General features: G+C 42.7%; 25 protein-coding genes. 15 read left to right on the forward strand and 10 right to left on the reverse strand.

All coding sequences use genetic code 11. The annotated features are described in order from the left end of the window. Positions 1 to 132 precede the first annotated feature (132 nt). Positions 133 to 504, reverse strand: coding sequence for a fluoride efflux transporter CrcB (crcB, locus tag PLE34_RS05510; RefSeq protein WP_324554789.1), 372 nt, complete (start codon positions 502 to 504; stop codon positions 133 to 135). A 106-nt stretch (positions 505 to 610) separates the two neighbouring features. Between crcB and PLE34_RS05515 the strand changes: the two genes are divergently transcribed. From PLE34_RS05515 to PLE34_RS05535, 5 genes are all read left to right on the forward strand, one after another. After that, positions 611 to 943, forward strand: coding sequence for an ArsR/SmtB family transcription factor (locus tag PLE34_RS05515; protein ID WP_324554790.1), 333 nt, complete (start codon positions 611 to 613; stop codon positions 941 to 943). A gap of 57 nt (positions 944 to 1,000) precedes the next feature. Further along, positions 1,001 to 1,849, forward strand: a complete 849-nt coding sequence (locus tag PLE34_RS05520) for an arsenite methyltransferase (RefSeq protein ID WP_324554791.1) — start codon at positions 1,001 to 1,003, stop codon at positions 1,847 to 1,849. 17 nt (positions 1,850 to 1,866) lie between these two features. Further along, a complete protein-coding gene (locus PLE34_RS05525) occupies positions 1,867 to 2,283 on the forward strand; it encodes an arsenate reductase ArsC (protein WP_324554792.1) in 417 nt (138 codons plus the stop codon). Between the two features lie 306 nt (positions 2,284 to 2,589). Beyond that, positions 2,590 to 3,099, forward strand: a complete 510-nt coding sequence (locus tag PLE34_RS05530) for a hypothetical protein (RefSeq protein WP_324554793.1) — start codon at positions 2,590 to 2,592, stop codon at positions 3,097 to 3,099. Between the two features lie 98 nt (positions 3,100 to 3,197). Beyond that, on the forward strand, positions 3,198 to 4,034 hold the full coding sequence (locus PLE34_RS05535) for a glycoside hydrolase family 16 protein (protein WP_324554794.1): 837 nt from the start codon (positions 3,198 to 3,200) through the stop codon (positions 4,032 to 4,034). A gap of 120 nt (positions 4,035 to 4,154) precedes the next feature. Here PLE34_RS05535 and PLE34_RS05540 read toward each other — a convergent pair whose 3' ends face one another. After that, entirely contained in the window at positions 4,155 to 4,292 is a 138-nt protein-coding gene (locus PLE34_RS05540; protein ID WP_324554795.1) for a hypothetical protein, read from the reverse strand. Between the two features lie 48 nt (positions 4,293 to 4,340). After that, a complete protein-coding gene (locus tag PLE34_RS05545) occupies positions 4,341 to 5,486 on the reverse strand; it encodes a methionine aminotransferase (RefSeq protein WP_324554796.1) in 1,146 nt (381 codons plus the stop codon). A 97-nt stretch (positions 5,487 to 5,583) separates the two neighbouring features. Between PLE34_RS05545 and PLE34_RS05550 the strand changes: the two genes are divergently transcribed. After that, positions 5,584 to 5,994, forward strand: a complete 411-nt coding sequence (locus PLE34_RS05550; protein WP_324554797.1) for an OsmC family protein — start codon at positions 5,584 to 5,586, stop codon at positions 5,992 to 5,994. Between the two features lie 120 nt (positions 5,995 to 6,114). On the opposite strand, the gene PLE34_RS05555 is transcribed toward PLE34_RS05550, so the two are convergent. Then, positions 6,115 to 6,852, reverse strand: coding sequence for an LOG family protein (locus tag PLE34_RS05555; RefSeq protein WP_324554798.1), 738 nt, complete (start codon positions 6,850 to 6,852; stop codon positions 6,115 to 6,117). Positions 6,853 to 7,069: 217 nt separating this feature from the next. Here PLE34_RS05555 and PLE34_RS05560 point away from each other — a divergent pair, with 217 nt between their 5' ends. Together PLE34_RS05560 and PLE34_RS05565 are read left to right on the forward strand one after the other, a co-directional pair. Beyond that, the gene (locus tag PLE34_RS05560; protein ID WP_324554799.1) at positions 7,070 to 7,627 is read left to right on the forward strand and encodes a DsbA family protein; all 558 of its coding nucleotides are present in this window, start codon (positions 7,070 to 7,072) and stop codon (positions 7,625 to 7,627) included. Positions 7,628 to 7,803: 176 nt separating this feature from the next. Continuing rightward, positions 7,804 to 8,727, forward strand: coding sequence for a diacylglycerol/lipid kinase family protein (locus tag PLE34_RS05565; RefSeq protein WP_324554800.1), 924 nt, complete (start codon positions 7,804 to 7,806; stop codon positions 8,725 to 8,727). Here PLE34_RS05565 and PLE34_RS05570 read toward each other — a convergent pair. The 4 genes from PLE34_RS05570 to PLE34_RS05585 all read right to left on the reverse strand — a co-directional run bounded on the left by PLE34_RS05570 (position 8,654) and on the right by PLE34_RS05585 (position 12,935). Then, complete coding sequence (locus PLE34_RS05570; protein ID WP_324554801.1) at positions 8,654 to 10,939, reverse strand: hypothetical protein; 2,286 nt, start codon at positions 10,937 to 10,939, stop codon at positions 8,654 to 8,656. The genes PLE34_RS05565 and PLE34_RS05570 overlap by 74 nt on opposite strands. Positions 10,940 to 11,082: 143 nt before the next feature. After that, positions 11,083 to 12,123, reverse strand: coding sequence for a COX15/CtaA family protein (locus tag PLE34_RS05575; RefSeq protein ID WP_324554802.1), 1,041 nt, complete (start codon positions 12,121 to 12,123; stop codon positions 11,083 to 11,085). Between the two features lie 298 nt (positions 12,124 to 12,421). After that, positions 12,422 to 12,727, reverse strand: coding sequence for a type II toxin-antitoxin system RelE/ParE family toxin (locus PLE34_RS05580; protein ID WP_324554803.1), 306 nt, complete (start codon positions 12,725 to 12,727; stop codon positions 12,422 to 12,424). After that, on the reverse strand, positions 12,717 to 12,935 hold the full coding sequence (locus tag PLE34_RS05585; RefSeq protein ID WP_324554804.1) for an addiction module protein: 219 nt from the start codon (positions 12,933 to 12,935) through the stop codon (positions 12,717 to 12,719). Before PLE34_RS05585 ends, PLE34_RS05580 begins: the two co-directional genes overlap by 11 nt. A 92-nt stretch (positions 12,936 to 13,027) precedes the next feature. Here PLE34_RS05585 and rnhB point away from each other — a divergent pair, with 92 nt between their 5' ends. Continuing rightward, positions 13,028 to 13,627 (forward strand): ribonuclease HII, encoded by a 600-nt coding sequence (gene rnhB, locus PLE34_RS05590; RefSeq protein ID WP_324554805.1) that lies wholly within the window; start codon positions 13,028 to 13,030, stop codon positions 13,625 to 13,627. A gap of 66 nt (positions 13,628 to 13,693) precedes the next feature. Further along, positions 13,694 to 13,978 carry a hypothetical protein gene (locus PLE34_RS05595; protein ID WP_324554806.1) on the forward strand — a complete coding sequence of 95 codons (285 nt, stop codon included), beginning with the start codon at positions 13,694 to 13,696 and terminating at the stop codon, positions 13,976 to 13,978. Positions 13,979 to 14,012: 34 nt separating this feature from the next. Here PLE34_RS05595 and PLE34_RS05600 read toward each other — a convergent pair whose 3' ends face one another. Together PLE34_RS05600 and PLE34_RS05605 are read right to left on the reverse strand one after the other, a co-directional pair. Then, positions 14,013 to 15,008 carry a glycosyltransferase family protein gene (locus PLE34_RS05600; RefSeq protein ID WP_324554807.1) on the reverse strand — a complete coding sequence of 332 codons (996 nt, stop codon included), beginning with the start codon at positions 15,006 to 15,008 and terminating at the stop codon, positions 14,013 to 14,015. Between the two features lie 67 nt (positions 15,009 to 15,075). Then, a complete protein-coding gene (locus tag PLE34_RS05605; RefSeq protein ID WP_324554808.1) occupies positions 15,076 to 15,912 on the reverse strand; it encodes a UDP-2,3-diacylglucosamine diphosphatase in 837 nt (278 codons plus the stop codon). A 596-nt stretch (positions 15,913 to 16,508) separates the two neighbouring features. Here PLE34_RS05605 and PLE34_RS05610 point away from each other — a divergent pair. From PLE34_RS05610 to PLE34_RS05630, 5 genes are all read left to right on the forward strand, one after another. Beyond that, positions 16,509 to 19,787 carry a SusC/RagA family TonB-linked outer membrane protein gene (locus PLE34_RS05610; RefSeq protein ID WP_324554809.1) on the forward strand — a complete coding sequence of 1,093 codons (3,279 nt, stop codon included), beginning with the start codon at positions 16,509 to 16,511 and terminating at the stop codon, positions 19,785 to 19,787. Between the two features lie 19 nt (positions 19,788 to 19,806). Further along, positions 19,807 to 21,264 carry a SusD/RagB family nutrient-binding outer membrane lipoprotein gene (locus PLE34_RS05615; RefSeq protein ID WP_324554810.1) on the forward strand — a complete coding sequence of 486 codons (1,458 nt, stop codon included), beginning with the start codon at positions 19,807 to 19,809 and terminating at the stop codon, positions 21,262 to 21,264. Positions 21,265 to 21,440: 176 nt separating this feature from the next. Next, entirely contained in the window at positions 21,441 to 22,196 is a 756-nt protein-coding gene (locus tag PLE34_RS05620; protein WP_324554811.1) for an alpha/beta fold hydrolase, read from the forward strand. Between the two features lie 27 nt (positions 22,197 to 22,223). Further along, positions 22,224 to 23,369: a glycosyltransferase gene (locus PLE34_RS05625; RefSeq protein ID WP_324554812.1), complete on the forward strand. Its 1,146-nt coding sequence runs from the start codon at positions 22,224 to 22,226 to the stop codon at positions 23,367 to 23,369. Between the two features lie 268 nt (positions 23,370 to 23,637). Continuing rightward, on the forward strand, positions 23,638 to 24,729 hold the full coding sequence (locus PLE34_RS05630; protein WP_324554813.1) for an ABC transporter permease: 1,092 nt from the start codon (positions 23,638 to 23,640) through the stop codon (positions 24,727 to 24,729). The last annotated feature ends 34 nt before the right edge of the window (positions 24,730 to 24,763 follow it).

Here is a 24,763-nt window from a genome sequence, read left to right on the forward strand (position 1 = left end):
AACCGACGACCCTTTCATTACGAATGAAATGCTCTACCAGCTGAGCTAAGTTGGCGTAAAAAAGTAAAGATATTATCTGCGGGATAAATGGCCATGGCAGGGAATAATTTATTCTTCAACTTTGCAACCAGCTTATTTACCCGCTGCCATTCCACCCACCGTGGCCAGCAAACCCAGCAAAACGCTTAGTCCGGCATATAACGAAAACTGCAGGTAATGTCCCTGCTTCAGCAGTACTAAATTCTCGTACGAAAAGCTGGAAAAGGTAGTGTAGCCCCCGCAAAGCCCCGTAATTAAAAATAGCCGCCATTCTATATTGAGGATGTTGTCCTTTGCCGCCAGGGCATAGAATAATCCTATTAAAAAGCAGCCGGTAATATTTACAATAAATGTACCTGCGGGAAATACCATACTGGTGTGCCGGCTCATACACCACTGCACCGTATAGCGTAATATGCTGCCAATGCCGCCGCCAATCCCTATAAAAAGTAGTTGTTTGAGCATATTATTCAGCCTGATGCTTTATGCAAAGGAGTACAAAAAAAAGAATATTCCGGGAGAATTTTTGATTTTTTAAAATTAATCGTAATATTGCGATATAATAAAAACAATGGGAGCAACAAAGGCGGAAGAATTTACGGTAAAAGATAACAGGATAGCAAAATATGCCAAAGCACTGGCACACCCCGCACGTGTGGCGATATTGAAATTGTTGATCAATAAGCGGTCATGTATTTGTGGTGATATAGTAGATGAACTGCCGCTGTCGCAAAGTACGGTATCGCAGCATTTAAAAGAGCTGAAAGCGGCGGGTTTAATAAAAGGTGACATTGAAGGGGTAAAGGTTTGTTATTGCATAGATGAAACCGAATGGAATATCGCCAAAAATTACATAACCGATTTGTTTTCGGCATATAAAGCCATTACGGGGAAATGCTGCTGATTTTTTTAATCAAATCAATCGTAATATTTCGATTATACATTTTAAACTTAGCATAATATGTCAGCACAGGAAGAACTCAAGGCAATAGTAAGGCAGAAATACAGCGAAATAGCCTTACAGGAAAAAGGAACCAACCAGTCGTCGTGCTGTGGCGCCGGTGGCTGCTCAACCGAAGTATACAACATTATGACCGATGATTACGGCGGGATGGAAGGATATGTGTCCGATGCCGATTTAGGACTGGGCTGCGGACTACCCACGCAATTTGCCAAAATAAAGGAGGGCGATACAGTCATTGACCTGGGCAGCGGCGCGGGTAATGATTGTTTTGTGGCAAGAGCGGAAACCGGAGCATCCGGTAAGGTAATTGGTATTGACTTTACACCGGCTATGATTCTAAAAGCAAAAGCGAACGCAGAAAACCTGGGTTATGTCAATGTAGAATTCAGGCAGGGAGACATTGACAATATGCCTGTTGCCGCTGATGTAGCGGATGTCATTGTAAGCAATTGCGTGCTTAATCTTGTTCCCGATAAAGCCAAAGTATTTAAAGAAATATACAGGGTACTGAAGCCGGGCGGTCATTTCAGCATTTCAGATATCGTGCTGGTGGGTGAGCTTCCCGGTAATCTTAAAAAAGATGCCGAAATGTATGCGGGTTGCGTAGCAGGCGCCATCCAAAAGGAGGCGTACCTGGAATTGATACAGGCGGGTGGTTTTGAAAATATAGTGCAGCAAAAAGAAAAGCCTATCGTTATTCCGGCCGATATACTAAACAACTATTTGAATGAAGATGAAATGGCTGATTTTAAAGCAGGTTACACCGGTATATTCAGTATTACTGTATATGCCGAAAAACCAATAGAAGCAAAGGATGCCTGCTGCGGATCGGGATGTTGTAATTAATTACGAAAGATAAAAGCATGAAGAAAATTTTAGTACTCTGTACGGGCAACAGTTGCCGTAGCCAGATAGCGGAAGGATACCTGAAGCATTTTGCAGGTAACAGTGCAGCTATATACAGTGCAGGCATAGAAACGCATGGCGTAAACTCCCGTGCAGTAGCGATTATGAAGGATGATGGTATTGATATTTCAACGCATACTTCTAATAATATAAAAGAATACCGGGATATAGATTTTGATTATATTATTACGGTTTGTGACAATGCCAGGGAGCGCTGCCCGGTTTTTCCCTCAAACGCGCAACAGTTTCATCATAATTTCCCCGACCCGGCGAAAGCAAAAGGTAGTGAGGAGGAAATCGTGCAGCAATTCAGGAAGGTTAGGGATATGATTAAAGAATATGCGGATAATTTTGTAAAGGAGAATATACAATAACCAGGGACTGTAGGTCCACTGCATATCATTTTAGCCTTACCCGTACAGTTATTTTAGCTGCAGATGAGGCTGTCTCAAAAGGGCGGTATAAAAGATATACCACTAAGGCTCAAAGAAACAAAGTCCTCATCTTCCCGTTTTAATTTCTTCGTGTCTTCGTGACTTTTTATACAACCCCGCCCTGTAACCGGTTATTAACTTTTGCTATTTTCATTTTCGGTTATAATACGTGAACAATCCGTAATTTTATATTACAAGCTAAGCAATATGCGTTTCCTGTTATTATTCTGTATATCATTTTTTGCTGTGGCAGCAGGTGCACAAACCGCTCTGCCGCTAAGTGCTATGGATTATACGCATCGGAGTGGATTTGAAAATAATGATGCGTCTGCTATAAACCATTTATCAGGTAAGAAATGGTTCGTTACCAGGTACAGCGGGCTGTCAACCGGTTTTAGCTTTTTTAATGGCGGCAACGCAAATTTTGTAAGTGTTCCGCTGGGTTTGCAGCTCAATCGCAGGTTAAATAATAATTTGTATGCATTTGCCGGTGTATCCGCAGCGCCTTCCTATATAAACTTCAATCGTTCCTTCCGGTCATTTGCTGATACTAAAACCGATCCAAATAAGAGTCTGTTCAAATCCGGCGCTTTTGGCGTATACTCCAGGGCGGAACTTGGTCTGATGTATATAAATGACGACAGAACTTTTTCTATTTCAGGCAGCATAGGCGTTCAGCAAAGCAGCTATCCCCTGTTTCCGTTTCAGCCAATGGCTACAACAGCCAGTCCTGTTATTCTTCCTGCAAACCAATAAAATGATGCTCCGGCAATACTGTTACAACAATGTGTGAGCAGGAATAGGAAACTTCCGTATAATTGAAGTATCTTATAATCTCATTCATCTGTAATGCTATGTGTGTGCATTTATATCGCATCATCCTGCCTGTTATATGTATAATAACCGCTGATCAGCTGTTTGCCCAGGAAAAAGACGGGTATCGCCTGGTGTGGAGCGATGAATTTAATAAAGAGGGCTCCCCGGATTCCACCAAATGGAACTACGAGAAAGGCTTTGTTCGCAATGAAGAATTGCAGTGGTACCAGCCGGAAAATGCCCGGTGCGAAAAAGGGCTGCTTGTTATTGAAGCACGGCGGGAACAGAAGCCCAACCCGTTATATGTAAACGGCAGCAACGACTGGCGGAAGAAAAGACCAACTATTGATTATACTTCCTCCTGCCTGATCACCAAAGGAACACAAGCCTGGCAGTACGGCCGCTTTGAAATGCGGGCGCGCATTGATGTTGATCCGGGTATGTGGCCGGCCTGGTGGACACTGGGCATGAAAAAACATTGGCCGGAAAACGGCGAAATAGACATCATGGAATATTACCGCGACACACTTTTAGCGAATATCCTTTGCCGTGGCAAAAACCAATCTAACGAGTGGCATACTACTAAAACAGGTATAAAAAAATTAGGCGGTGCCGGCTGGGCTGCCCAATTCCATACCTGGCGTATGGACTGGAATGAACAATATATTGCGTTATATGTTGATGATTCCCTGCTGAATAGAGTAGCCGTTGATTCATTGGTAAACAAAGACGGCAGCGGGTTCAATCCTTTTAAGCAACCACACTACATGCTATTGAACCTGGCTGTTGGCGGGCAGAATGGCGGTGATCCGCAGCACACTGCATTTCCAAAAAGAATGGAGGTAGATTATGTGAGGGTGTGGGAGAGGGAGTAATTATGAAAATAAAGGTATGATCCTTTAAGATATTCCCTGTATTCATCCTGGAAGTTTTTCTTACTATGGTGTGCGTGCTGATTAGCGATATAGGCGATAACGATATCTGCCTCCGCAGGGTTAACAGAAAAAAGCACCATATCCCTGCCCGACCGCATCGTTCAGGCGGGCGTTCTGCCAGTAAAAGTTGCTTAATACGCTGTCTTTAGTTTTCAGCCATTTGGAAGAATGTGATTTTACTTCCTCCGGCAGTTTCATTAAAGCAATTTTTTTTGACAGCCTGCAAAGGATATGAATAATGCACGCCTACACCCTCCTCAGCCTTTCTGCCGCTTTTTCCAGGGTTTCGCTTTTTTTACAAAAACAAAAACGCAGCACTTTATTATCGGTGGGCGTTTGGTAAAATGCCGAAACAGGAATAGTGGCTACCTTATGATCTTTGGTGATGCGGATAGCCATGTCTTTTTCCGTTTCATCGCTGAAATGACCGTAGCTGCCCAAAATAAAATAACTGCCATAAGAATTGTGCATCCTGAACTTTGTGTCCTTCATCAGTTGCAGAAAATAATCTCTTTTCTGTTGTATGAAATCTCCCAGCGATTCGTACTGGTCTTTTTGCTTTAAAAAGGAAGCCAGCGCTACCTGCTTGGGTGTATCCGTAGAAAAGCAATTGAACTGGTGTACTTTCCTGAACTCAGCCATAGCGCCGGCCGGCGCCACACAATACCCGATCTTCCAGCCCGTGCAGTGATAGATTTTGCCAAAAGAAAAACATACAAAGCTTCTTTCCAACAGGTCGGGGTAACGCAGCATGCTGTGGTGCGGCAATGCATCAAATATCACATGCTCGTATACCTCATCGCTCAGGATAAAAATATTCGTTCCTTTAACTATCGTTCTTAATGCTGCTATGTCATTCTCCCGCAATATGGCGCCTGTGGGGTTATGCGGCGAATTAAGCATGATCATACGGGTGCGGGAACTAACTGCGTTGCGTACTGCCTCCCAGTCAATGCTATAATCAGGATAGTGTAAAGGAATTAGCACAGGTGTGGCACCGTTGATCACCACGTTGGGTATATAACTGTCGTACCCCGGTTGAAAAATAATGACTTCATCTCCCGGTTGCAAAACGCTGGTTAGTGCAGTATATATAGCATAGGTTCCGCCAGGGGTAACGGTTATTTCCATATCAGGATTTATGGAAGCTCCATACAAGTTCCCTATCTTCTCCGCCAGCACTTCACGCAACGGCATATAACCATTCATGTGCGTGTACTGGTTACATCCCTTTACCATAGCTTCATTAACTTTTGCAATCAGTGCTTCATTCATGGCAAAATCCGGGAAACCCTGTCCAAGGTTAACCGCATCGTGTTCCTTTGCTAAGGAACTCATCACCGTAAAAATGGTTGTGCCCACTTCGGGAAGTTTGGAAATAACAGGCGGCATGAAGAATGGTTTGGTTTTCGAAAAACGTAAAATTATTTGTTATAAGGCAAAGGCTCGAAAAGATTTCGGAACTTAGTAGCAATTAAATCATACAATCATGAAACGTTCAGCAACAGCCGTATGGAACGGCACAGGTAAAGATGGCAATGGTGTAGTAAGCACACAGAGCAGTGTACTCAGTAAAACACAGTATTCCTATAAGTCGCGTTTTGAGAACGGCACAGGCACCAATCCCGAAGAGTTGATTGCTGCCGCGCACGCGGGGTGCTTCAGTATGAAGCTGGCATTTTCGCTGAATGAAGCAGGGTTTACTGCCGATGAAATTAATACCGACTGTACCATTACGCTGGATGGCATGAGCATTACATCCTCTCACCTTGTATTAAAAGCAAAAGTACCCGGTATTGATAAAGCAAAGTTTGATGCAGCCGCGGCAGATGCAAAAGCCAATTGCCCGATCAGCAAGTTGCTGAATACGAATATTACATTAGACGCTACGCTGCTATAATAAAGACCTTATTATGGTGTGATCATGGTAAACAATAGTGCCACCATAAAACGGCATTATTGTTTATAGGCTGCCCCTGTGTCCTGTACCTTTGCAACACAGAATACCTTAACCAATTCATCAGAAATTGAAGAAGCGTTTCTCAAACAGCCACCTGGCAGGTTTGGGTTCGGCGTATTTCAGCCCAAACTGGTCAATGCTGTTCGTTCTGATATGTTCAACGGCTTCTTCAACAGAATCGGTAAGCAAAACAAGATCCAGATCATCGGTTGAGATGGTACCCGCCACTTTCAGCTTTTCTATATAGTCCATCAGCTCCCTGTGAAAATCCTTACAAAAAATAATAATCGGAAATGCTTTGATCATTTTGGTTTGGATAAGGGTTAGCGCTTCAAAAAGCTCGTCGAGGGTACCAAAGCCGCCAGGCATTACCACAAAAGCATAGGAATATTTTACCAGAAGGGTTTTTCGAACAAAGAAATACTTGATATTCACCCATTTATCAAGATAAGGATTGGGCTGCTGCTCATGGGGCAAAACTATGTTGCAACCAACTGACCTTCCGCCAACTTCCCGTGCTCCCCGGTTGGCGGCTTCCATAATGCCCGGGCCGCCGCCTGTCATAACAGTAAAGCCAAGTTTTGCTATTGCTGCCGATAGTTTTTGCGTAAGTATGTAATACTCATGATCTTCCTTAAACCTTGCCGACCCAAATATAGTAACGCAGGGTCCTGCAAAATGTAAAGCCCTGAACCCTTTTATAAACTCCCGGCAAGATTTCACCACAAATTTAAATTCTTCCCACCTCGATTGTGGTCCTTCTAAAAAGCGGATCTCGGATTTTGTGCCGTTAGACATAAAAAATAAATATTTAAGCTTTCAAACCTACCAGATTTTTTTGTTAAAAAACGGTATTCATGCCAAGACAATATGTCATTATACCGTATATTGGACTAATATGTTGAAAATCATGTAAAATTGTTGATCTTTACCTTATATTATATGGGTTTACGTCAGGAAGGATGAAATGGCATCTATTTTGACATTATTGGATTAATCATAAAAAGATTGGGTTATGAAGTTTAAAGTTGAAGAAAAGATAATACCGCCGAAAGAGATGATTGTTGGCGATCCTGAAGCAAAAGTGCTTATTGTGGAGTATGGAGATTACGAAAGTGCTGATACAGCCAAAATTCACGATGTAATGCTGCAATTGCTGGAAACATATAAAGGAAAGATAAAATACAATTTTCGTCATTTCCCCCTCACCCGCATTCACCAGCGCTCTTTTAAAGCAGCGGAAGCTGCCATTGCAGCAGGCCAGGAAGGGAAATTCTGGGAAATGCATAATATTCTGCTTAATCACCAGCGCAATTTGGGTACCATCAGCCTCAAAGGCTATGCCCGTGATGTAGGCGTTACACGTAAACACTTCCTGGATGATCTGATGAATTCAAAGTTCGGATGGTATGTAAGAGATGACCAGATGCAGGCTGTGGATGCAGGTGTTACAGATGTGCCGGCGATTTTTGTTAACGGAGAACGTTTTGAAGGAAAGCCTACGCTGCAAAACCTTTCTGCAGTTATTACCCAGGCATTGAAAAGCAAGAAAAAAGTATCTCAAAGAGCTTAAGATCATTCTGTTCATGCCACCGGAAGGCGGAAGAGCGGTGCAGAAGAGGAAGTGCGTGATGTAAACAAACGGTTTAGGACCAAAAATCTTAAACTTATGAACGCTAACTCCCAATAAGGCTGCTTTAATGCCATGCATCTTACCTTAATACTATTTAAGTTGCACAGTTTGCAGGTATGAAACGAAGGATAATTTTTTTGCTCAATCCGGTTGCTGGTACAGGGAATAAGTCCCGCATCAGGAAGCTTATTGAAAAAAAATGTGCTGCATCAGCAACAGATTTTGAAATTTATCCTACCAATGCAGAAGGCGATTATCTTCCTATCCGCAGTAAAATATTATACGAAGGCGTAACGGATATTGTGGTGGCCGGAGGCGATGGCACCATAAGCAGTGTAGTACATAGCCTGAGAGATACGAACGTTAATTTTGGACTTATCCCCTGTGGCTCCGGTAATGGCCTCGCTTTTTGCGCCGGCATTTCAAAGAATCCCCACAGGGCCATTGACCTTATCTTTACCGGCACACCGGTACTTACTGATGCTTTTACAATCAATGATAACTTTTCGTGCATGCTTAGCGGCTTAGGCTTTGATGCACAGGTAGCCCACGATTTTGCAAAACAGAACAGGAGAGGGCTGCTCACCTATATCAGGCAGACCTACAACAATTTTTTAAAGGCCACGCCTTACAATTTTGAGATTTCAGCAAATGGCGCACCCCTTTTCACAGAGGCTTTTTTTATCAGCATAGCCAATAGTAACCAGTTCGGTAACCAGTTTACCATTGCCCCCAAGGCTGATCTTAATGATGGTTTGCTGGATATTGTAATTGTACAGAAAATGAATAAGCCATATATGCTGCTTGCCGTGCTGCAGCAAATATGGAGGGGAGAGGTAAAAGAAGTTCGCTATAAAAAAAAGGGCGTTATATATTATCAAACGAAAAGTCTCCGTATCAAAAACCCCGATTCAGCCCCGCTTCATATTGATGGAGACCCCAAGCCTACCGCTGCTCTTTTTGATATCAGGGTTGTTCCTGATGCCTTCCGGCTAATCCGGCCTTCGGAACACCAGTTTGCCAAAAAACGATCTTTTTAAATGCTTCTATATTGGATACCGAGCGCAACGCTCTCCTGATATCTAATTTTTCATTGCGGGTAAGATGAAAGTTTAACGCGGCTCCTTTTTGCTTAGGTAATGGTGTATAGGAAAAGGTAATTTTGTTAAACGGGAATGTATACCCGGTATGGGCATACTGGATCATTTCATCATGATAATAATCCTGCATCTTCATCCAGTTATGCTGAAGGGTCATAATAGGCTTTGTGAACATACCTGTAATGCTTGGATCTTCATACCCTTCATCCCATTCACCGTCTTTACGATCGCGTATTTGTATAAATACCACTCCCCCTGTATTAACCGTTATCCAGTCTTCCATTACATGCAAAAAACGAAGGGAAGACTCCTGTCCAAAATTATCGCGCATGCCTGCATCCATTACATCAATAATAGGTGTGGAAGGCAGCCATACATTGGGCAGCACGTACGGAAAAGTGGCATTGATCCGTAAGGTAGAAAGCAGCCTGAGGCTAAACGGATCCTGCTTCTTAAACATGGCGGTAAAATCAATAGCGTCCGGCTCGGCTGTTATACCGGCTGCCGAATCGGGCCAATTGCGCATCATAAAACTAACAGGCTGGGTGCTGAAGATCATTTTACGCCCATCCTTCGTAATAGTGGCATTAAAAAGCATAAGCGGGATCTTCGCGTCGCGCTCATCTTCCATGATATCTCCTAAAGTGTAATCGAGTATTTTGCCGGTATTGCGGTTCAGTTGCTCTTCAAAAGCATAGCCCCTGTCTTTAATATAACGGAAGTTTCCTGCCTTAAACTGCTGGGCAGGAGCAAAAAGATCGCGTGTTACAAAGGAAGCAAACAGCGGATTGAGCAGGTCTTTGGATATGTTATCGGCATACTGCTGATCCTGCAGATGAATGGGATTACCCTGTTGCTTTAAACGAAACAGCTCGCGATAATAAGCGGCTCCCAGCATACCGCCCGAGGCGCCGTTGATGATAAAGGTTTTTTTTAACAGTTCCCCGTTCATTATACTGTCTAAGTGCTGCATTACATTCAGGGTAAAAGTAGCTGACCGCGTACCACCTCCGCTTACATTTATTACATACAATAAAGGGCGCTCTTCTTTTTGCCGGAGCTTCCATCTTTCCAGTATCCCGGTCATGTGCTTCTTATCTGCATCCATTTTTTCAACCGTACACAATTGCATGATGCTGTCTCTGTCGTAAACCGGACGCTCTGTGCGGTTCGTGTAATTGATGCCGTAAGCTTTATTACGGGGATCAATGATCTCTTTTTCAAATAAAAAATTCAATCCTATGCCCAAAAGCAGCAGTATAGGGAAAGCCCAGCTTTTGAGCCAGTAGGTAAGCGCCCCCGAACCGGCAATCAATACAGAAAAAAACAAAAGGATAGCCGCCGCCGCAGGGATAATAAAAAACGGTTTATCCATCAGCATTCCTATAAGGGCCAGGAACAGGAAAGCCACTATGATGGATATTACAGCAGAAAAATGATGTCTTTTAAAAACAGTATCAATAAACTCCTGCGAATAATGCGCTACGTTACGCGGTTTTTTCAGCTTCATCCTCGTATTAAAAAACCAGTGAACATGCAATATTCCTTTTTCATGAAAATGTTTGCCGCCTATGCCAAACTGGGCTGCAAATGCTTTCGGATCCCTGAAAACGGGTTCCATCGTACGCATCATGGATTTCTCCGTTCTGAAAAAATATAAGAAGGAAATCACGAAAGCAAAGCTTAGCCCTGATAAAAAGCCGGTTACCAATATAATAACTCTCTTTATGGGAAGGAGTTCATTATGCACGTCATAATAGATGCTTTTAGACAAATAGAATACGAGGAACAACAGCGGGATAACCGCATTGTTGATACAGTATTTTAAAAAGGGTTTGGAAGTAGTAGCCAAAAATTTGAACTGGTTGCTATGTAAAATAAATGTGGTGATGTTCCAGCTCATAATAAAAACACCTGTAGCCACACCTACTATAGCCATGCTCAATCCATTCACTTCTCCCAGGTATTCGGGCGCAAGGAAAAGGGAATCAGCACCAAAAGTGCTCATAAAATCGCCATGAATAGCACTCGCCAAAATGAACCAGAAAACAAGGAGCAACTGGTAACGCCTGAGGTGGAGAATGAAAAGCTGAATGGGAAAGGAGTAATAAAACCCCTTTATATATGCTTTTATGTTGGAAGCAGCAGGCATCAGCGCAATATAATACTTTGATATTTAACGCAAAAGACCTTAAAATAATATACTGTCGGCCGCATATTATCTTTTCCTGCTAACACAAAGCCGGCAAAAGAACGATTGTATATAACCGGTTATATCAATCCGTGAATAGCGCTTTACTTCCGCACCAGGTATAATACCCACACCAGCGATACCAGCAGCAGCATGGCGGTAAACTGGTGTAATACACCAAACCAAACTAATGCAGTGGCAGAAGGGGAAAACAAAACGGTACCGATGCCCAGCAATACCTGCACCAGCACCAGCAGCAGGGGCAACGCTTTAGTTCTATTCAGCCAGGGCGATAGAGCAGCTTTTTGTATGGTAAAAAACCAGCCGGCAATGAGTATAACAATCAGGTAAGCTAAGCCGCGGTGAATAAAATGCACCATAAACGGGTTGTTTACCAGGTTTGCGGCCCCCCGCTCATTAAATAATGATGCGGGAAACCATTCTCCATTGATCGTAGGCCAGGTGGGCGCAACAGTGGCCGCCCTGAGTCCGGCCATAAAGCCGCCATAGCAAAACTGAACAAATAACAGGAAGAGCAGCACCACTGTAAATCTTTTCAGCGCAGGGTTATGCACGGTTTGTTGTTCCGGCACCAACAACTGCAGGGCAAACCATAACGTGTATACCAACAATCCTAAGGCCGCTACAAAATGCGTTGTGAGTTCAACATGTCCCACGAAATATTTTTCAGGTACCAGCCCGCTTTTTACCATTATCCAGCCAATAGCGCCCTGCAGCGCACCCAGCAAAAAAAGGATGATCAGGGGGATGATCATTTCCTTTTTAAATTTTTTCTTCAGCAGGAACCATGTAAATCCCACCATAAAAACAATACCCAGCAGCCGGGCCCAGAAGCGGTGAAACCACTCCCAGAAGAAAATGAATTTGAAGTCGGACAATGAAAAATCGGAATGCAGGTACCTGAACTGGTCGGTCTGTTTGTATTTATCAAATTCGGTCTGCCAGGCTAAATCGCCCATCGGTGGCAATATGCCTGTAATGGGTTTCCACTCTGTAATGGAGAGTCCGGATTCGGTAAGACGGGTAATGCCTCCTATCAATACCTGTATCATGATCATACCCGCACCTGTTAATAACCACCAGGCTACTGCCCTGTTGGGTGAGGGTGAAAGCGATTTGTTCATAGCTGCAAAAGTATTGTAAAAGGGATTCCATAAGCCGTATCGTGTGCATTTACCTTCGGTGAGAGAAATTCAAATTTCGTACGAAGATCGGTAGGATGCATTTCTTTTTAGACCCTTCCTTCGTTGGGGCGACAGGTAGTGGATTCCTTGTCCGGCATTACCGCAACAGCTCAACAGCACTACTCCCGCTTGTCATTCTAACCCAGCTTGCCTACCGGCAGGCAGGGAAGAATCTATACAACAACAACAAACCACAATGTGGTTTTAAGCCTCTGCAATTATTGGGATGATACATTTTTTATGGAAGTCTTGCCCTTTTTTTGATAAACCTGTTACTTCTCCTTACATTAATGACTCCCAGTATATAAATCGTATGGTCATTTATAACATAAATAACCCGGTAGGGAAATCTTTTTATTTTGGCCTTGCGGACTGGCTTTTTTAGATAAGAGAACGAATAAGGATTGTCAACAATTCTGACTATTACTTCTTCAAATGATTGCAGGAAACGAAGTCCCAGCCCTTTTATCTTTTTTTCATACCAAACAATGGACTCGTCTATGTCCCAATAAACGATGGGCTTCAGAATGAGGTCAAAATCCATGTCGCTGCCTGATTTTATCACGAAACTCCTCCCAAGTTAATCCATCTTCAGGGTTAGCTTCATGCATTTTCAAACGTTCTTCGGCAAATGCAATTTCTTCATCCGTTATGGGAGGGATTGATTCATCTAAGCTATCCCACAATTCCTCAGCCAATGCCATTTTTTCTTTATCTGGCAATGCCAATAATTCTTTTTTATTATACGGCATAAAGTTGTTTTTATGTAATATACGAATATTTCTATTTTAGTTTATTGCAGGCAGTTGTACAATTTTTATGCTTAACATTGCAGCACGAATATATGTTACAGGCGTTTTACCAGGATATACATATTGAAGCCGGTTGCGATGAAGCGGGTCGCGGATGCCTGGCCGGGCCTGTGTTTGCGGCAGCCGTAATATTGCCCCGCGATTTTTTTCACCCTGTGCTTAATGATTCCAAACAATTAACTGCGGAACAACGCAGTGAAATGAGAATCTATATTGAAGAAAAAGCGATAGCATGGAATGTGGCAAGCGTAGATCATGAAGAGATTGACCGGATCAATATATTAAACGCTTCCTTTAAAGCTATGCACTTAGCTTTAGACGGGCTGCCCATTATACCTGAATTGTTATTGATTGACGGTAACCGGTTTCATGCCTATAAAAAAATTGATCACCGTTGCATCATAAAAGGAGATGGCATTTTTTCTTCTATCGCTGCTGCCAGCGTACTGGCCAAAACCTGCAGGGATGCATATATGATGAAACTGCATGAAGATTTTCCACAGTACAACTGGCATAATAATAAGGGGTATGGAACAATGGCGCACCGGAAAGCCATTATTGCACATGGATTAAGCCCTTTTCACCGGAAAAGTTTTCAATGCATCCCCGCTCAATTAGAAATGTGGGAGTAATACCGGTGAAGCTTGCGGGGCCGGAAACAGTGGTCAAACCTTACAACCCTTTTTCATTAAAAAAGCATGATCAAAAAAATAGCACCCGATAAATGGAGGCATTTCCTGGTTGGCATTGTAATGGGGGCCTTCCTGCAGGCGATAGGCTGGTGGCTTTGGCCAACAGCTATTGTTTTATCGTGCATAATAGCATTGGTAATAGTGATTACGATTAGCTATGGCTTTGAATTGTTCTCAAAGATTACCGGAATAGGCACGTACGATTTTATAGATGCCGTAGCTTCTGTAATAGGCGGTATTTTAGGGATGGGCCTGGTTTTGCTACCACAAGCCGGGCTGGTACACCTGTAATGGTGGCAGGAAAGAACAGCTGTGTTGAAATAAACTACAGGTATGCAGCGGCTTTCCGCATCATCATCGCTGTAATTTGGCCGGCATCGTATTGAAATGAAATATCAACGGGCTGCGCATTGGCATACCATTGGTCAAAAAGGGTATGAAAATTTTCAGAAAGTTGCGGCAATGTTTTTACTCCCAGTTGCTGCAGGGCAGCGGCATTGCATTGCTGCTCGTATTGCCCTTTAATGGGCATCACCATCATTTTTTTCTTTAAATGCAGCGCCTCCGAAGGCGTTTCAAAACCGGCGCCACAAACAATTGCGGTGCAATGGATCAGGCTTTCATTAAATCTTTCTTTGCTTACCGGTATAAAGGTGAGGTGGCCCTGCCTTGTTTCAGCCTTTACTTCTCTTGAAAAAACCTGGAACCGGTACGAAGTAAGCTTCCCGAAAAATTTACGGATCTCGCAATCGCAGTATGAGGGTAAATAAACGGTTATATGATTATTGTTGAACGGACGGGCGTTCCATATTTCAGATTTAATAACAGGCGTAAGAATAAAATCGTCGTATGGTTTGAAATGCAGTCCCATATACTGCGTAGCGGCCGCATAGTTTTTCAGGAGCCATTCACCTGTATGGCTTTGCCGGTGAGGACGGGGTGTTTTTGCCGACATAAAGCTTGCCTGGTGCCCGAAATGAATGGAAGGCGCTTTTTTTTGCCGGCAGGCCAGCGAGGTTATGCATTCAAAATCATTTATAATAAGGTCATATTTTTCCACAGGCAATGCCGTTACTTCTTTTTTGATATGAAAGGGTGAGATCCTTTTTATGATTGAAAAATAATCAAGACTTCCCTTACAGGTATAAAACAAGCTTAGCCCTTTACTCCTGTATTTTATGGGCGCATCGAGGTGCAGGCTGCTATTGGCGCCGCTTAAGAAAATATCCACCTTCCCATATTGCTGGAGATAAGGCAGCAGCTCCATGGCCCTGCTGATATGCCCGTTTCCCGTTGCCTGTATAGCATAGAATATCTTCATACAATCATTTTCAATTTTTATTATCTACTTACGACTGCCCACTTCCTGCTTACCACTTGCTACTCCCTTATCCCGTTAGCGAACTGATGAAATAGCTGATCTCATCTGTAACTACATCAGGCTGGGGCGTTTTTTTCTCCACTTTCATTTCCGGGAAATCAGCCGCTTCAAACTGAAACAGCTTCCATTCCCTTTTGTAATATTCCAATGCGGTGCAATGCTCCACCCAGTCGCCGCTATTCAAATAAGTAACATTGCCTTCTTCATTATGCACTATCCTTTTTTGCGGTTTATGAATATGCCCGCAAATAACGTAGTCGTACTTTTTTTTAATCGCCAGTTCCGCAGCAGTCATTTCAAAATCATTAATTCTTGAAACGGCTTTATTTACACCCTCCATTATTTTTTTTGAAAACGAGACCCTTTCTCTTCTCATACATTTTAAAACTGTATTAATAAAACGGTTAACCAGTATTAACGCTCCATAGCCGGTGCTTCCAAGCTTGGCCAGGAATTTAGCGCTTCCTTTGGTGGTATTATCAAACACATCACCATGAAATATCCAGGTCATTTTATTGTCTATTTCCAGCACCAGCTTGTCGGTTAGCATAAAATTGCCCACCCTGCAATCGGAATAGCGCCTTAGCACTTCATCGTGATTGCCGGTAATATAAAATACTCTTGTGCCATTGGTGATGCAATGGATGAGCTCTTTTATTACACCGAGATGAGCCGCAGGAAAATAATTTTTGCTGAACTGCCATGCATCAATAATATCCCCGTTTAGAATGAGTATGGAAGGGGAAACACTTTTAAGATATGCAGTTAGTTCTTTAGCCTTGCAGCCGTAGGTACCCAGGTGCACATCGGAAATAACAACAACATCAACAGGGCGTTTGTCCATTAGAGACAGGTTTCTCAAATTTCCCTGCCGGATATTACTATGCTATTAAGCCGGCGTTAAGAAATAGTGAGGAATTGGTGCAAGGGTTGTTTCTTCCCGGAGAACGAATAGATGTAAATACAGGATTTAATGCTAAAAAAACGGAAATTATATGCTTCATCTGGCCATAGCGTATAACAGGTTTCAAAACCCGCAAAAGCCGATGTCATAAAACCCGTTCATCCATGCAGCAAAAAAGCAAAAATGCATTACTATTTATAGGAGAAGGTATGTTAATGAAAAATAAGAGCACAGGAACAGTGTTTATAAATAGTAAACTTATCCTGGTTTTTAAAGATTGTATATTTTAAAGAAAAACCTGTTTTAAATGATTTTTATTTAAATAAAACCGTAGAAAGAAAGTATTGTACACAAAAAGAAGAAAATTTTAAAATTTTTCTATTTCTGCTTATGGCTTTTCTTATAAATATCCTATATTTATATTTAGCATTAATACACAGTTAAAGATTTATTCATTTTGCTTTAACCATTGCTTTACACCCGCATCAGACTTTTACCGGCCCTCATTTAACATTTAAAAATTTAAAACTACGCTTATGATCAGAAAATCATGCACATGGCGCGTTTTCGCCGCTATGCTGACACTTTGGGCCCTGCCTTTACTGGTGCTTGCCCAACAAACCATTAACGGAAGGGTTACTTCTTCGAAAGACCAGAGCCCGCTGGAAGGTATTTCAGTAACAATAAAAGGTACTACCAGAGGCACTTTTACTGACCCGGAAGGCCGGTTTTCTATTGAAGCCAAAAGGGGGGATGTGCTGGAAATATCAGGCGTGGGATATAAAGCCACAGAAATTACCGTAAACGGCGCTACGCTGGCAATTGAACTCACAGACGAATCGCAGGCCCTTAGCGAAGTGGTGGTAACAGCTTTGGGGGTAAAAAGAGAAGCAAAACGTTTGGGGTATGCCGTACAGGAAGTGAAGGGATCCGACATGGATAAGGCAAGAGAAACAAACTTTGTAAGTGGATTAGCGGGCAAGGTTGCAGGGGTGCAGGTAATGACCTCTCCAAGTGGTGTCGGAGGTTCTGCACGTGTAACCATCCGCGGTGATAAATCACTTAATATTAATAAGAATCAGCCTTTGTTTGTGGTAGATGGTGTTCCTATTACCAATGAGCTGACAGGTTCCAGTGGACGCAGTTACCAGGAACTGGATTATGGAAATGGCGCATCCATGGTTAACCCGGATGACATAGAAACCATGACTGTACTAAAGGGTGCAAATGCATCAGCTTTGTACGGTTCAAGAGCTGCAAATGGTGTTATTGTTATTACTACAAAATCAGGTAAAAACAGCAAAGGAATAGGTGTTACTGTTAATACCGGCGTTACTTTGGAAAGCCCATTGGTGCTTCCTAAGTTTCAAAGGGTATATGGTCAGGGAAACAATGGGCAGTTCAGCTTCCAGGATGGAAAAGGGGGTGGCGCAAGCGATGGTGTGGATGAAAGTTGGGGACCAAAAATGGATGGCAGCCTGATAGCTCAGCATAATTCACCTACTTCTAATGGTTACCGTGGTGGAGATATATCGTTGGTTGATGATGGAGTGCTGGGTTCAGCCGCCGATTTCGCAGCAAGAGGAACAGTTACTCCAACTCCTTTTGTACCGGGGATGGACCTGAGAAAGTTTTATGAAACCGGTGTAACAAACAATACCAATATATCTCTTACCGGGGCAAATGATAAAGGAGATTTTCGGTTATCATATACATTGTTAGATCAAAAAGGTATTATCCCTAATACGGATATAAAAAGAAACACTTTTGCCTTCAATACAGGATATAACTTTACCCCTAAATTATCTGCGAGAATTACCGCCAACTATGTAAATACAGAAAGTGACAACCGTCCCAATTTAACCTACGGAACAGAAAGCATCATTTATTTGCTGCATTGCTGGATGGGACAACACGTAGATTTGAATAGCCTGAAAAGCTACTGGATACCAGGTATGGAAAATCGTCAGCAATTCAACTTTAACTACAACTATCACGATAATCCATATTTTAACCTTTACGAAAATACAAACGGTCAGGATGCGGGAAGGGTTTTTGGAAACATTACGTTAAAGTATGATATTACGGATTGGTTGAATATTCAGTTACGTGGAGGCACAGATTTTAATAGTGAATTAAGAAAACGCCAGCGCGCATTCAGTACCCAGCGTTTCAGGTTTGGAAGCTACCGGGAGGAAAGAGTGCGTAACAGTGAAACCAACATGGATTTCCTTGTATCAGTTAATAAAGACATTACTGATAAATTTAGCTTTGGCCTTAATGTAGGAGGTAACAGGCAGATCAGCAAGTTTAACAATTACGAGGTTACCGCCCCGCAATTATTAATACCGGGTATTTACAGCTTATATAACAATAAAGTAGCATTAGTTAGCTCTGTTTATGACGGAAATAAACAAATCAACAGCTTGTATGGCGCGTTGCAACTCGCATATAACAACTATCTGTTTCTGGATGTAACTGCACGTAATGACTGGTCAAGTGCGCTCACGCTCCCCAAAGTATCAGATACTTTAGGCAAAACAGTAAACTCTTATTTCTATCCCTCTGCTTCGTTAAGTGCTATAATAAGCGATATGGTGCAGTTGCCCGCATGGATTAGTTTTGCTAAAGTTAGAACAAGTCTTGCCCAGGTTGGTAATGACACTGATCCTTATGCATTTTCTTTCAGTTATGGTGTTTCAGAGCCCTGGTCAGGCTTACCTGCGTATTATTCACCAAGCAGCTTGTTGAATTACAACCTAAAACCCGAGATCAGTACTTCCTGGGAGGCTGGTATAGACTGGCGTTTTTTCAACAGCAGGCTCGGTATAGACTTTTCTTACTATGATATCAATACGCGCAATCAGATTTTGCCAAGTGTTCCAATAAGTATTACTTCAGGTTCAACAAGCCGTGTAGTTAATGCCGGTAAAATAAGGAACTATGGTTACGAGTTACAATTAACCGGTCGTCCTATAGATGGTAAAAACCTCAAATGGGATGTTGCCATTAACTGGTCTGCCAACCGCAGTAAAGTTTTGGAGTTTGATGGCGATGTTACTACCTATTCAATGGCCAACCGTCATGGTATTTATATCAATGCTACCGTGGGTCAGCAAATGGGTGATATGTATTCTATCGGATTTAAAAAAGTTGATGATCCGTCAAGCCCGTACTATGGACAGCAGATATTTAACAGTGAAGGACGATTTGTTGGAACCAATGATATTGTAAAAGTAGGTAACTATAATCCTAAGTGGTTAGCAGGTATCAGAAATTCATTTACATACAAAAATCTTAACCTGAGCTTCCTCCTGGATGCACGCTATGGCGGCCAGCTTTTCTCAGAAACCTGGGTGGTTGGACTGGAGGCCGGACAGTTAATAGAAACATTGGAAGGAAGAGCCGATGGCTATGATTTGAGCAAAGACGGTAACGGAGTAGTTGGAAAAGGTGTAGTAGAAAACCCCGATGGTTCTTATAGCGTTAATACTAAAAAAATAACTGCCCGCGAGTATCATCAATCCCGTACCGGTAACCGTGATATTGAAGAGGGTGGTGTTTTTGATGCAGACTATGTTAAACTGAGGGAAGTTCGCCTTGGATATTCTTTTAATCCGAGAGTGCTTTCAAAGATCAGGTTTAAAGGATTAAATGTTTCAGTAGTTGGACGTAACCTGGCAGTATGGAGTAAAGTTCCTCATATTGATCCTGAAACAAGTTCTTTAGCAGGCGGTACTATTATACCCGGTGTAGAATCGGTTGGAATGCCAACCACACGCAGTCTGGGCATTAATCTTGGCTTTAACTTTTAAACCTATTAAAACTATGAGTATGAAAAAGTTTAATACATATATATACGCAGTTATAATAGGCTGCACAATGGGAACTTCCTGTACAAAAGATTACCAGGAAAAAAACGCAAACCCCAATGCAATTAATGATGTAACACCGGATTTATTGATGCCCACCATTATCCGGAGCGTATGTAATGAAGTAGTAAATCAATCCTGGGGCATAGGAAATATTGTGATACAGCACACGGCGAAAATTCAGTTTGTATCAGAAGATCGTTATACCTGGGGCGACAGAAGCGGTTTGTTCAGTAATATGTATGGTAATATGAGAGATGTAGAGCGCCTTATTGCTTTGGGGGATGCGAAGAATGTACCGAACTATAAGGCTGCAGGCTTAGTACTCAAAGCGTGGATGTACTCTCTTTTAACAGATGCCTATGGTGATGTACCTTATTTAGAAGCAATGAGTGGAGTAAGCGGAATATTTATGCCTAAATATGATTCCCAGGAATCAATATACGATGGCATTTTAAACGATCTTGAAACAGCGAATACAACATTCAATAGTAGTGCAGGCACATTGGTTGGCGATATTTTATACAACGGTGATTTAACCAAATGGAGAAAACTGGCCAACTCGTTGCAGCTTCGTTACCTCATGCGTATTTCAGGTAAAAAGAATGTTGCAGCAGATATGCAGGCAATTATTAGCGGCGCAAATACACCGGTTTTTGAAAGTAATAATGATAACGGGGCGCTTACTTATTTAACCGTTTCTCCTAATCAGTTCCCGTTGCATACAACCCGCTCCGGGTCTTTTGATGAGTTCCGTTTAAGTAAAACGCTCGGTGATAAACTATTAGCTTTGGGAGATACACGTATAGCTGTATTTGCTCAAAAAGCTGATGCCACCGGAACGTATACTGGTGTGCCGAATGGCTTGAATGAGGTGGATGCGCTTGCATATAATGGTGGTCCCAATAATATTTCAAGGGTTGGTTCCTACTTCTTCCTGGATGCGATTACCGAAACGGGTTTAAAAGTTGCAAGAGGATATATTATGGGTTACCCCGAGTTACAGTTTATCCTGGCTGAAGCGGTACAAAAAGGCATGATTAACACCGGCAATACGGCTCAATGGCATTATGAAGAAGGAGTTAAATCATCTTTCAGCTATTTCCAGAGTACTATTCCTGCAGGATACTTAACTCAGGCGGGTGTAGCATTTAACAATACCGATGCGCTTACACTTATTGGTACTCAAAAATGGATCGCATTGTTTTTTGGTGGGTTAGAAGCCTGGTTTGATTGGAGAAGAACAAATATACCCACGCTGGTTGCAGGCGCCGATAATGTAAATAACGACAGAATCCCTGTAAGGTTTGCTTATCCCCGTAGTGAGCAAACATTGAATGCAGCAAGCCGCACTGCAGCTGTCAGCGCGCAGGGATGGAGCGAAGATACCTATAATGAAAAAGTTTGGTGGGACCAGTAAATAACATAATGTATCATCCGTTTTGATAAACCGGGGGCTGTCTTTAACGACAGCCTCTTTTTTTAGGCAAGCAAAGCAGCGCAATACCCATATGCTGTCTCACCGTTTTCACTTACATTTGAAAACACCGCATGTTATCATATTTCATTTCATATAAGCACGCTCAAATTCATTGTTTGCAATGGGGAACAGGTAAAAAAATATTGCTTTGCTTTCATGGCTTTGGCGAAACGGCCGGCAGTTTTATGTCTCTTGCCCGGCAAATTGAAAACAGCTATACCATCATAGCTGTTGATCTTCCCCTGCACGGAAAAACAATATGGAAGGACGGGCTGCCATGCACCGCAGCAGATATTATTAATATTATTGACAACATACCGGTGCTGCATGAACAACATTTTTCACTGGCGGGATATAGCATGGGTGGAAGGGTAGCCTTATCGGTATATGAGCGCATTCCGCAACGTATAGTGCAACTGGTGCTGCTGGCGCCGGATGGGTTAAAGATGAATTGCTGGTACCGGCTGGCAACACAAACCATCTGGGGAAACCGGCTGTTTAAATACTTTATGGAAAAGCCCGGCATTTTTTTTACGATTACCAAAATGCTTAAAAGTACAGGGATGATCAATACAGGCGTATATAACTATGTGCACCGGTACCTCAACCAAAAAGATAAGCGAACGCAATTGTATACCATATGGACTACCATGCGTAAATTGAAACCCGGGATAAAAATGATAAAAACGCTTATTCCAAAAAATAATACGCCCGTATTGTTAATATACGGCCGGTACGACAGGATAATACGCTATACTACAGGCAGTGATTTTAAAAAAGGGTTGAACGATTACTGTGCACTGCATATCATATCCTGCGGCCACAGGATATTGGATGAAAAAAACTCAGCCGCTATTGCCGCTTTATTATAGTAACACAATTTGCCCTAATTTGTGTGCATGATATTATTTATCATCAGCTTTGTTTTATTGGGCGCGTATTATTTCCTGATACATTATTATCATAAAGGGTGGAAACAGGTTCCCTGTTTTGACAGCGATGCTATAAATGATCTTGTTGCGGCAGAAAAAATTTCAGTGATCGTTCCGGCACGCAATGAAGAAGCTGTAATTGAACAATGTATCCTTTCCTTATTACAGCAATCCTACCCAAAAGCATTACTGGAAATTATTATAGCGGATGATCATTCAACCGATGGCACCGCCGCTATCGTTCAGCGCTACCGCAACCAGGGCATACAATTGTTATCCCTGCAGGAAAAGAATACCCCTGGTAAGCCGGTAACAGCCTTTAAGAAAAAAGCAATTGAAACGGCCATACAGGCGGCAACCGGCACTTTAATCGTTACTACCGATGCGGACTGCACATTTCATAAAAACTGGATCAGCACTATTGCCGCCTTTCACCGGCACAGCAAAGCGGTTTTCATCGTATCGCCTGTAAAAATAAAACCGGGGCATGCGCCGCTTTCTGTTTTTCAAAGCATAGACTTTGCCATCCTGCAGGGCATAACGGCGGCTTCTGTACATAAAAAATTTCACAGCATGTGCAACGGCGCCAACCTGGCGTATGAAAAAGCTGCTTTCAATGAAGTAAATGGTTTTGAAAACATTGATCATGTTGCCTCGGGCGATGATATGCTGCTTATGCAGAAAATAAATAGCCGGCATCCGGGCAGAATTGCTTACCTGAATGCCCCTGAGGCTATTGTTGAAACCCTGCCTGCTCCAAACTGGAGAGCTTTTATTACCCAGCGGATCCGCTGGGCAAGCAAAACCGGGCAATATAAAGACAAGCGTATTGTGTTTGTGCTTGCATTGGTATATATCCTTAACCTGTGTCTTTTTGTTTTACTGGCCGGAAGTATAGCATTCCCTGGCTGGTTGTTATTTTTTGGGGTAGCTGTTTTTTATAAAACACTTATTGAATGGCATTTTGTAAAAGACGTATTAACCTGTTTTAACCTCGGCCAGTTTATGCGTTGGTTCCCGCTTTTCCAGCCATTGCATATAGCCTATACCGTTATAGCGGGCTTTTTGGGCAGCTTTGGCAGTTACGAATGGAAGGGAAGAAAAGTAAAATAAATGTGGAAGTGTGGAAATTTGAAAATGGGGGGATCAGTATTATAAGAGGACAGAAGTAAAAGGGGAGAGTGAACAGCAAGACAAAGGCCGCTCAAAGCTATACTCTTCGGACTTCGGATTTTAGGCTTTGAATTTAAATTGTATTTGCGGCTTGTCTTTTGGTTCTTGGTGCTTTGTATCCCATTCGGATTTCAGGATTCCGGCTTCGGATTTGTCTTTTATTTGGTTCTTATCATTTGGTTCTTGGTTCTTTTCTTTATTTTACGCCGTGCAAAAAGTATCATCTTCTTTTTTTCAGTCTGCATGGCGAAGGTTGCGGAAGAACAAAGGAGCCGTTTTTGGGCTTTGCATTATTGCACTAGCGGTATTAACGGCGCTTTTCGCCTATTTCATTGCTCCCGATCATTCGCCCAACGCCAACAGGATGGCAGTGGAAATTGGCGGTCGGAAGCCCGGTTTCAGCATGCTGTTCCTTATGGTACGCAGGGATAAAATTGTTGAAAAAGCAGGTTTCTTTGAACGGTTACTGAACGGGCAGGATGATAGGTATACTTACATCCCCGTTCATTCGTGGCAGCGGGCAGGCGACAGCATTATTGCGGAGCAATACATTGATGAAGGCATAACAGAGCGGCATGCTTTTTATAGTAAAGATCAGGAGATAGCTCCTGCCATAGTTGTTAAAAAAACATTTTGGCTGGGTACCGACAAATTCGGAAGGGATATTCTCAGCCGCCTGATTGTAGGAGTGCGGGTAAGCCTTGCCGTTGGGCTGATTGCAGTGTTCATTTCCTTATCCATAGGTATTGTGCTGGGACTTGTTGCCGGGTATTTCGGCGGAAGAACGGATAATATCATCATGTGGTTCATTAACGTGGTATGGAGCATTCCTGCACTGCTGCTGGTGTTTGCCATTACCCTGGCATTGGGGAAGGGCTTTTGGCAGGTATTCATTGCCGTTGGCTTAACGCTGTGGGTAAGCACCGCGAGGATCATCCGCACACAGGTGCTGAGCATACGTGAGCTGCAATATGTTGAAGCTGCAAGGGCGCTGGGCTTTACCAGTTTCAGGATCATCTTCAGGCATATCCTTCCTAATGTGCTTGGGCCGGTAATGGTAATGGCGGCATCTAACTTTGCATCGGCTATTGTTATAGAAGCCGGACTAAGCTTCCTGGGGGTAGGCGTTCAGCCGCCGCAACCCAGTTGGGGACTGATGATCAAAGAGAATTATAATTTCATCATCACCCATAATCCACTATTGGCCATATCACCGGGTATTTGTATCATGCTTTTAGTGCTGGCCTTTAATTTGCTGGGGAACGGATTGAGAGATGCGCTGGATGTGAGGAGTGAGTGAGTGGGGAGTAGTCAATGGGGAGTGATAAGTGTTA

Source organism: Agriterribacter sp., from assembly GCF_035445465.1.
Lineage (GTDB): Bacteria > Bacteroidota > Bacteroidia > Chitinophagales > Chitinophagaceae > Agriterribacter.

Coding starts and splice junctions, on each gene's coding strand:
- PLE34_RS05515 (WP_324554790.1), top strand. CDS start 611: ATGGGAGCAACAAAGGCGGAAGAATTTACGGTAAAAGATAACAGGATA.
- PLE34_RS05540 (WP_324554795.1), bottom strand. CDS start 4,292: ATGAAACTGCCGGAGGAAGTAAAATCACATTCTTCCAAATGGCTGAAA.
- PLE34_RS05525 (WP_324554792.1), top strand. CDS start 1,867: ATGAAGAAAATTTTAGTACTCTGTACGGGCAACAGTTGCCGTAGCCAG.
- PLE34_RS05600 (WP_324554807.1), bottom strand. CDS start 15,008: ATGAAGATATTCTATGCTATACAGGCAACGGGAAACGGGCATATCAGC.
- PLE34_RS05605 (WP_324554808.1), bottom strand. CDS start 15,912: ATGGACAAACGCCCTGTTGATGTTGTTGTTATTTCCGATGTGCACCTG.
- PLE34_RS05570 (WP_324554801.1), bottom strand. CDS start 10,939: ATGCCTGCTGCTTCCAACATAAAAGCATATATAAAGGGGTTTTATTAC.
- PLE34_RS05585 (WP_324554804.1), bottom strand. CDS start 12,935: ATGCCGTATAATAAAAAAGAATTATTGGCATTGCCAGATAAAGAAAAA.
- PLE34_RS05535 (WP_324554794.1), top strand. CDS start 3,198: ATGTGTGTGCATTTATATCGCATCATCCTGCCTGTTATATGTATAATA.
- rnhB (WP_324554805.1), top strand. CDS start 13,028: ATGTTACAGGCGTTTTACCAGGATATACATATTGAAGCCGGTTGCGAT.
- PLE34_RS05625 (WP_324554812.1), top strand. CDS start 22,224: ATGATATTATTTATCATCAGCTTTGTTTTATTGGGCGCGTATTATTTC.
- PLE34_RS05580 (WP_324554803.1), bottom strand. CDS start 12,727: ATGGATTTTGACCTCATTCTGAAGCCCATCGTTTATTGGGACATAGAC.
- PLE34_RS05595 (WP_324554806.1), top strand. CDS start 13,694: ATGATCAAAAAAATAGCACCCGATAAATGGAGGCATTTCCTGGTTGGC.
- crcB (WP_324554789.1), bottom strand. CDS start 504: ATGCTCAAACAACTACTTTTTATAGGGATTGGCGGCGGCATTGGCAGC.
- PLE34_RS05565 (WP_324554800.1), top strand. CDS start 7,804: ATGAAACGAAGGATAATTTTTTTGCTCAATCCGGTTGCTGGTACAGGG.
- PLE34_RS05520 (WP_324554791.1), top strand. CDS start 1,001: ATGTCAGCACAGGAAGAACTCAAGGCAATAGTAAGGCAGAAATACAGC.
- PLE34_RS05615 (WP_324554810.1), top strand. CDS start 19,807: ATGAAAAAGTTTAATACATATATATACGCAGTTATAATAGGCTGCACA.
- PLE34_RS05545 (WP_324554796.1), bottom strand. CDS start 5,486: ATGCCGCCTGTTATTTCCAAACTTCCCGAAGTGGGCACAACCATTTTT.
- PLE34_RS05610 (WP_324554809.1), top strand. CDS start 16,509: ATGATCAGAAAATCATGCACATGGCGCGTTTTCGCCGCTATGCTGACA.
- PLE34_RS05555 (WP_324554798.1), bottom strand. CDS start 6,852: ATGTCTAACGGCACAAAATCCGAGATCCGCTTTTTAGAAGGACCACAA.
- PLE34_RS05550 (WP_324554797.1), top strand. CDS start 5,584: ATGAAACGTTCAGCAACAGCCGTATGGAACGGCACAGGTAAAGATGGC.
- PLE34_RS05575 (WP_324554802.1), bottom strand. CDS start 12,123: ATGAACAAATCGCTTTCACCCTCACCCAACAGGGCAGTAGCCTGGTGG.
- PLE34_RS05560 (WP_324554799.1), top strand. CDS start 7,070: ATGAAGTTTAAAGTTGAAGAAAAGATAATACCGCCGAAAGAGATGATT.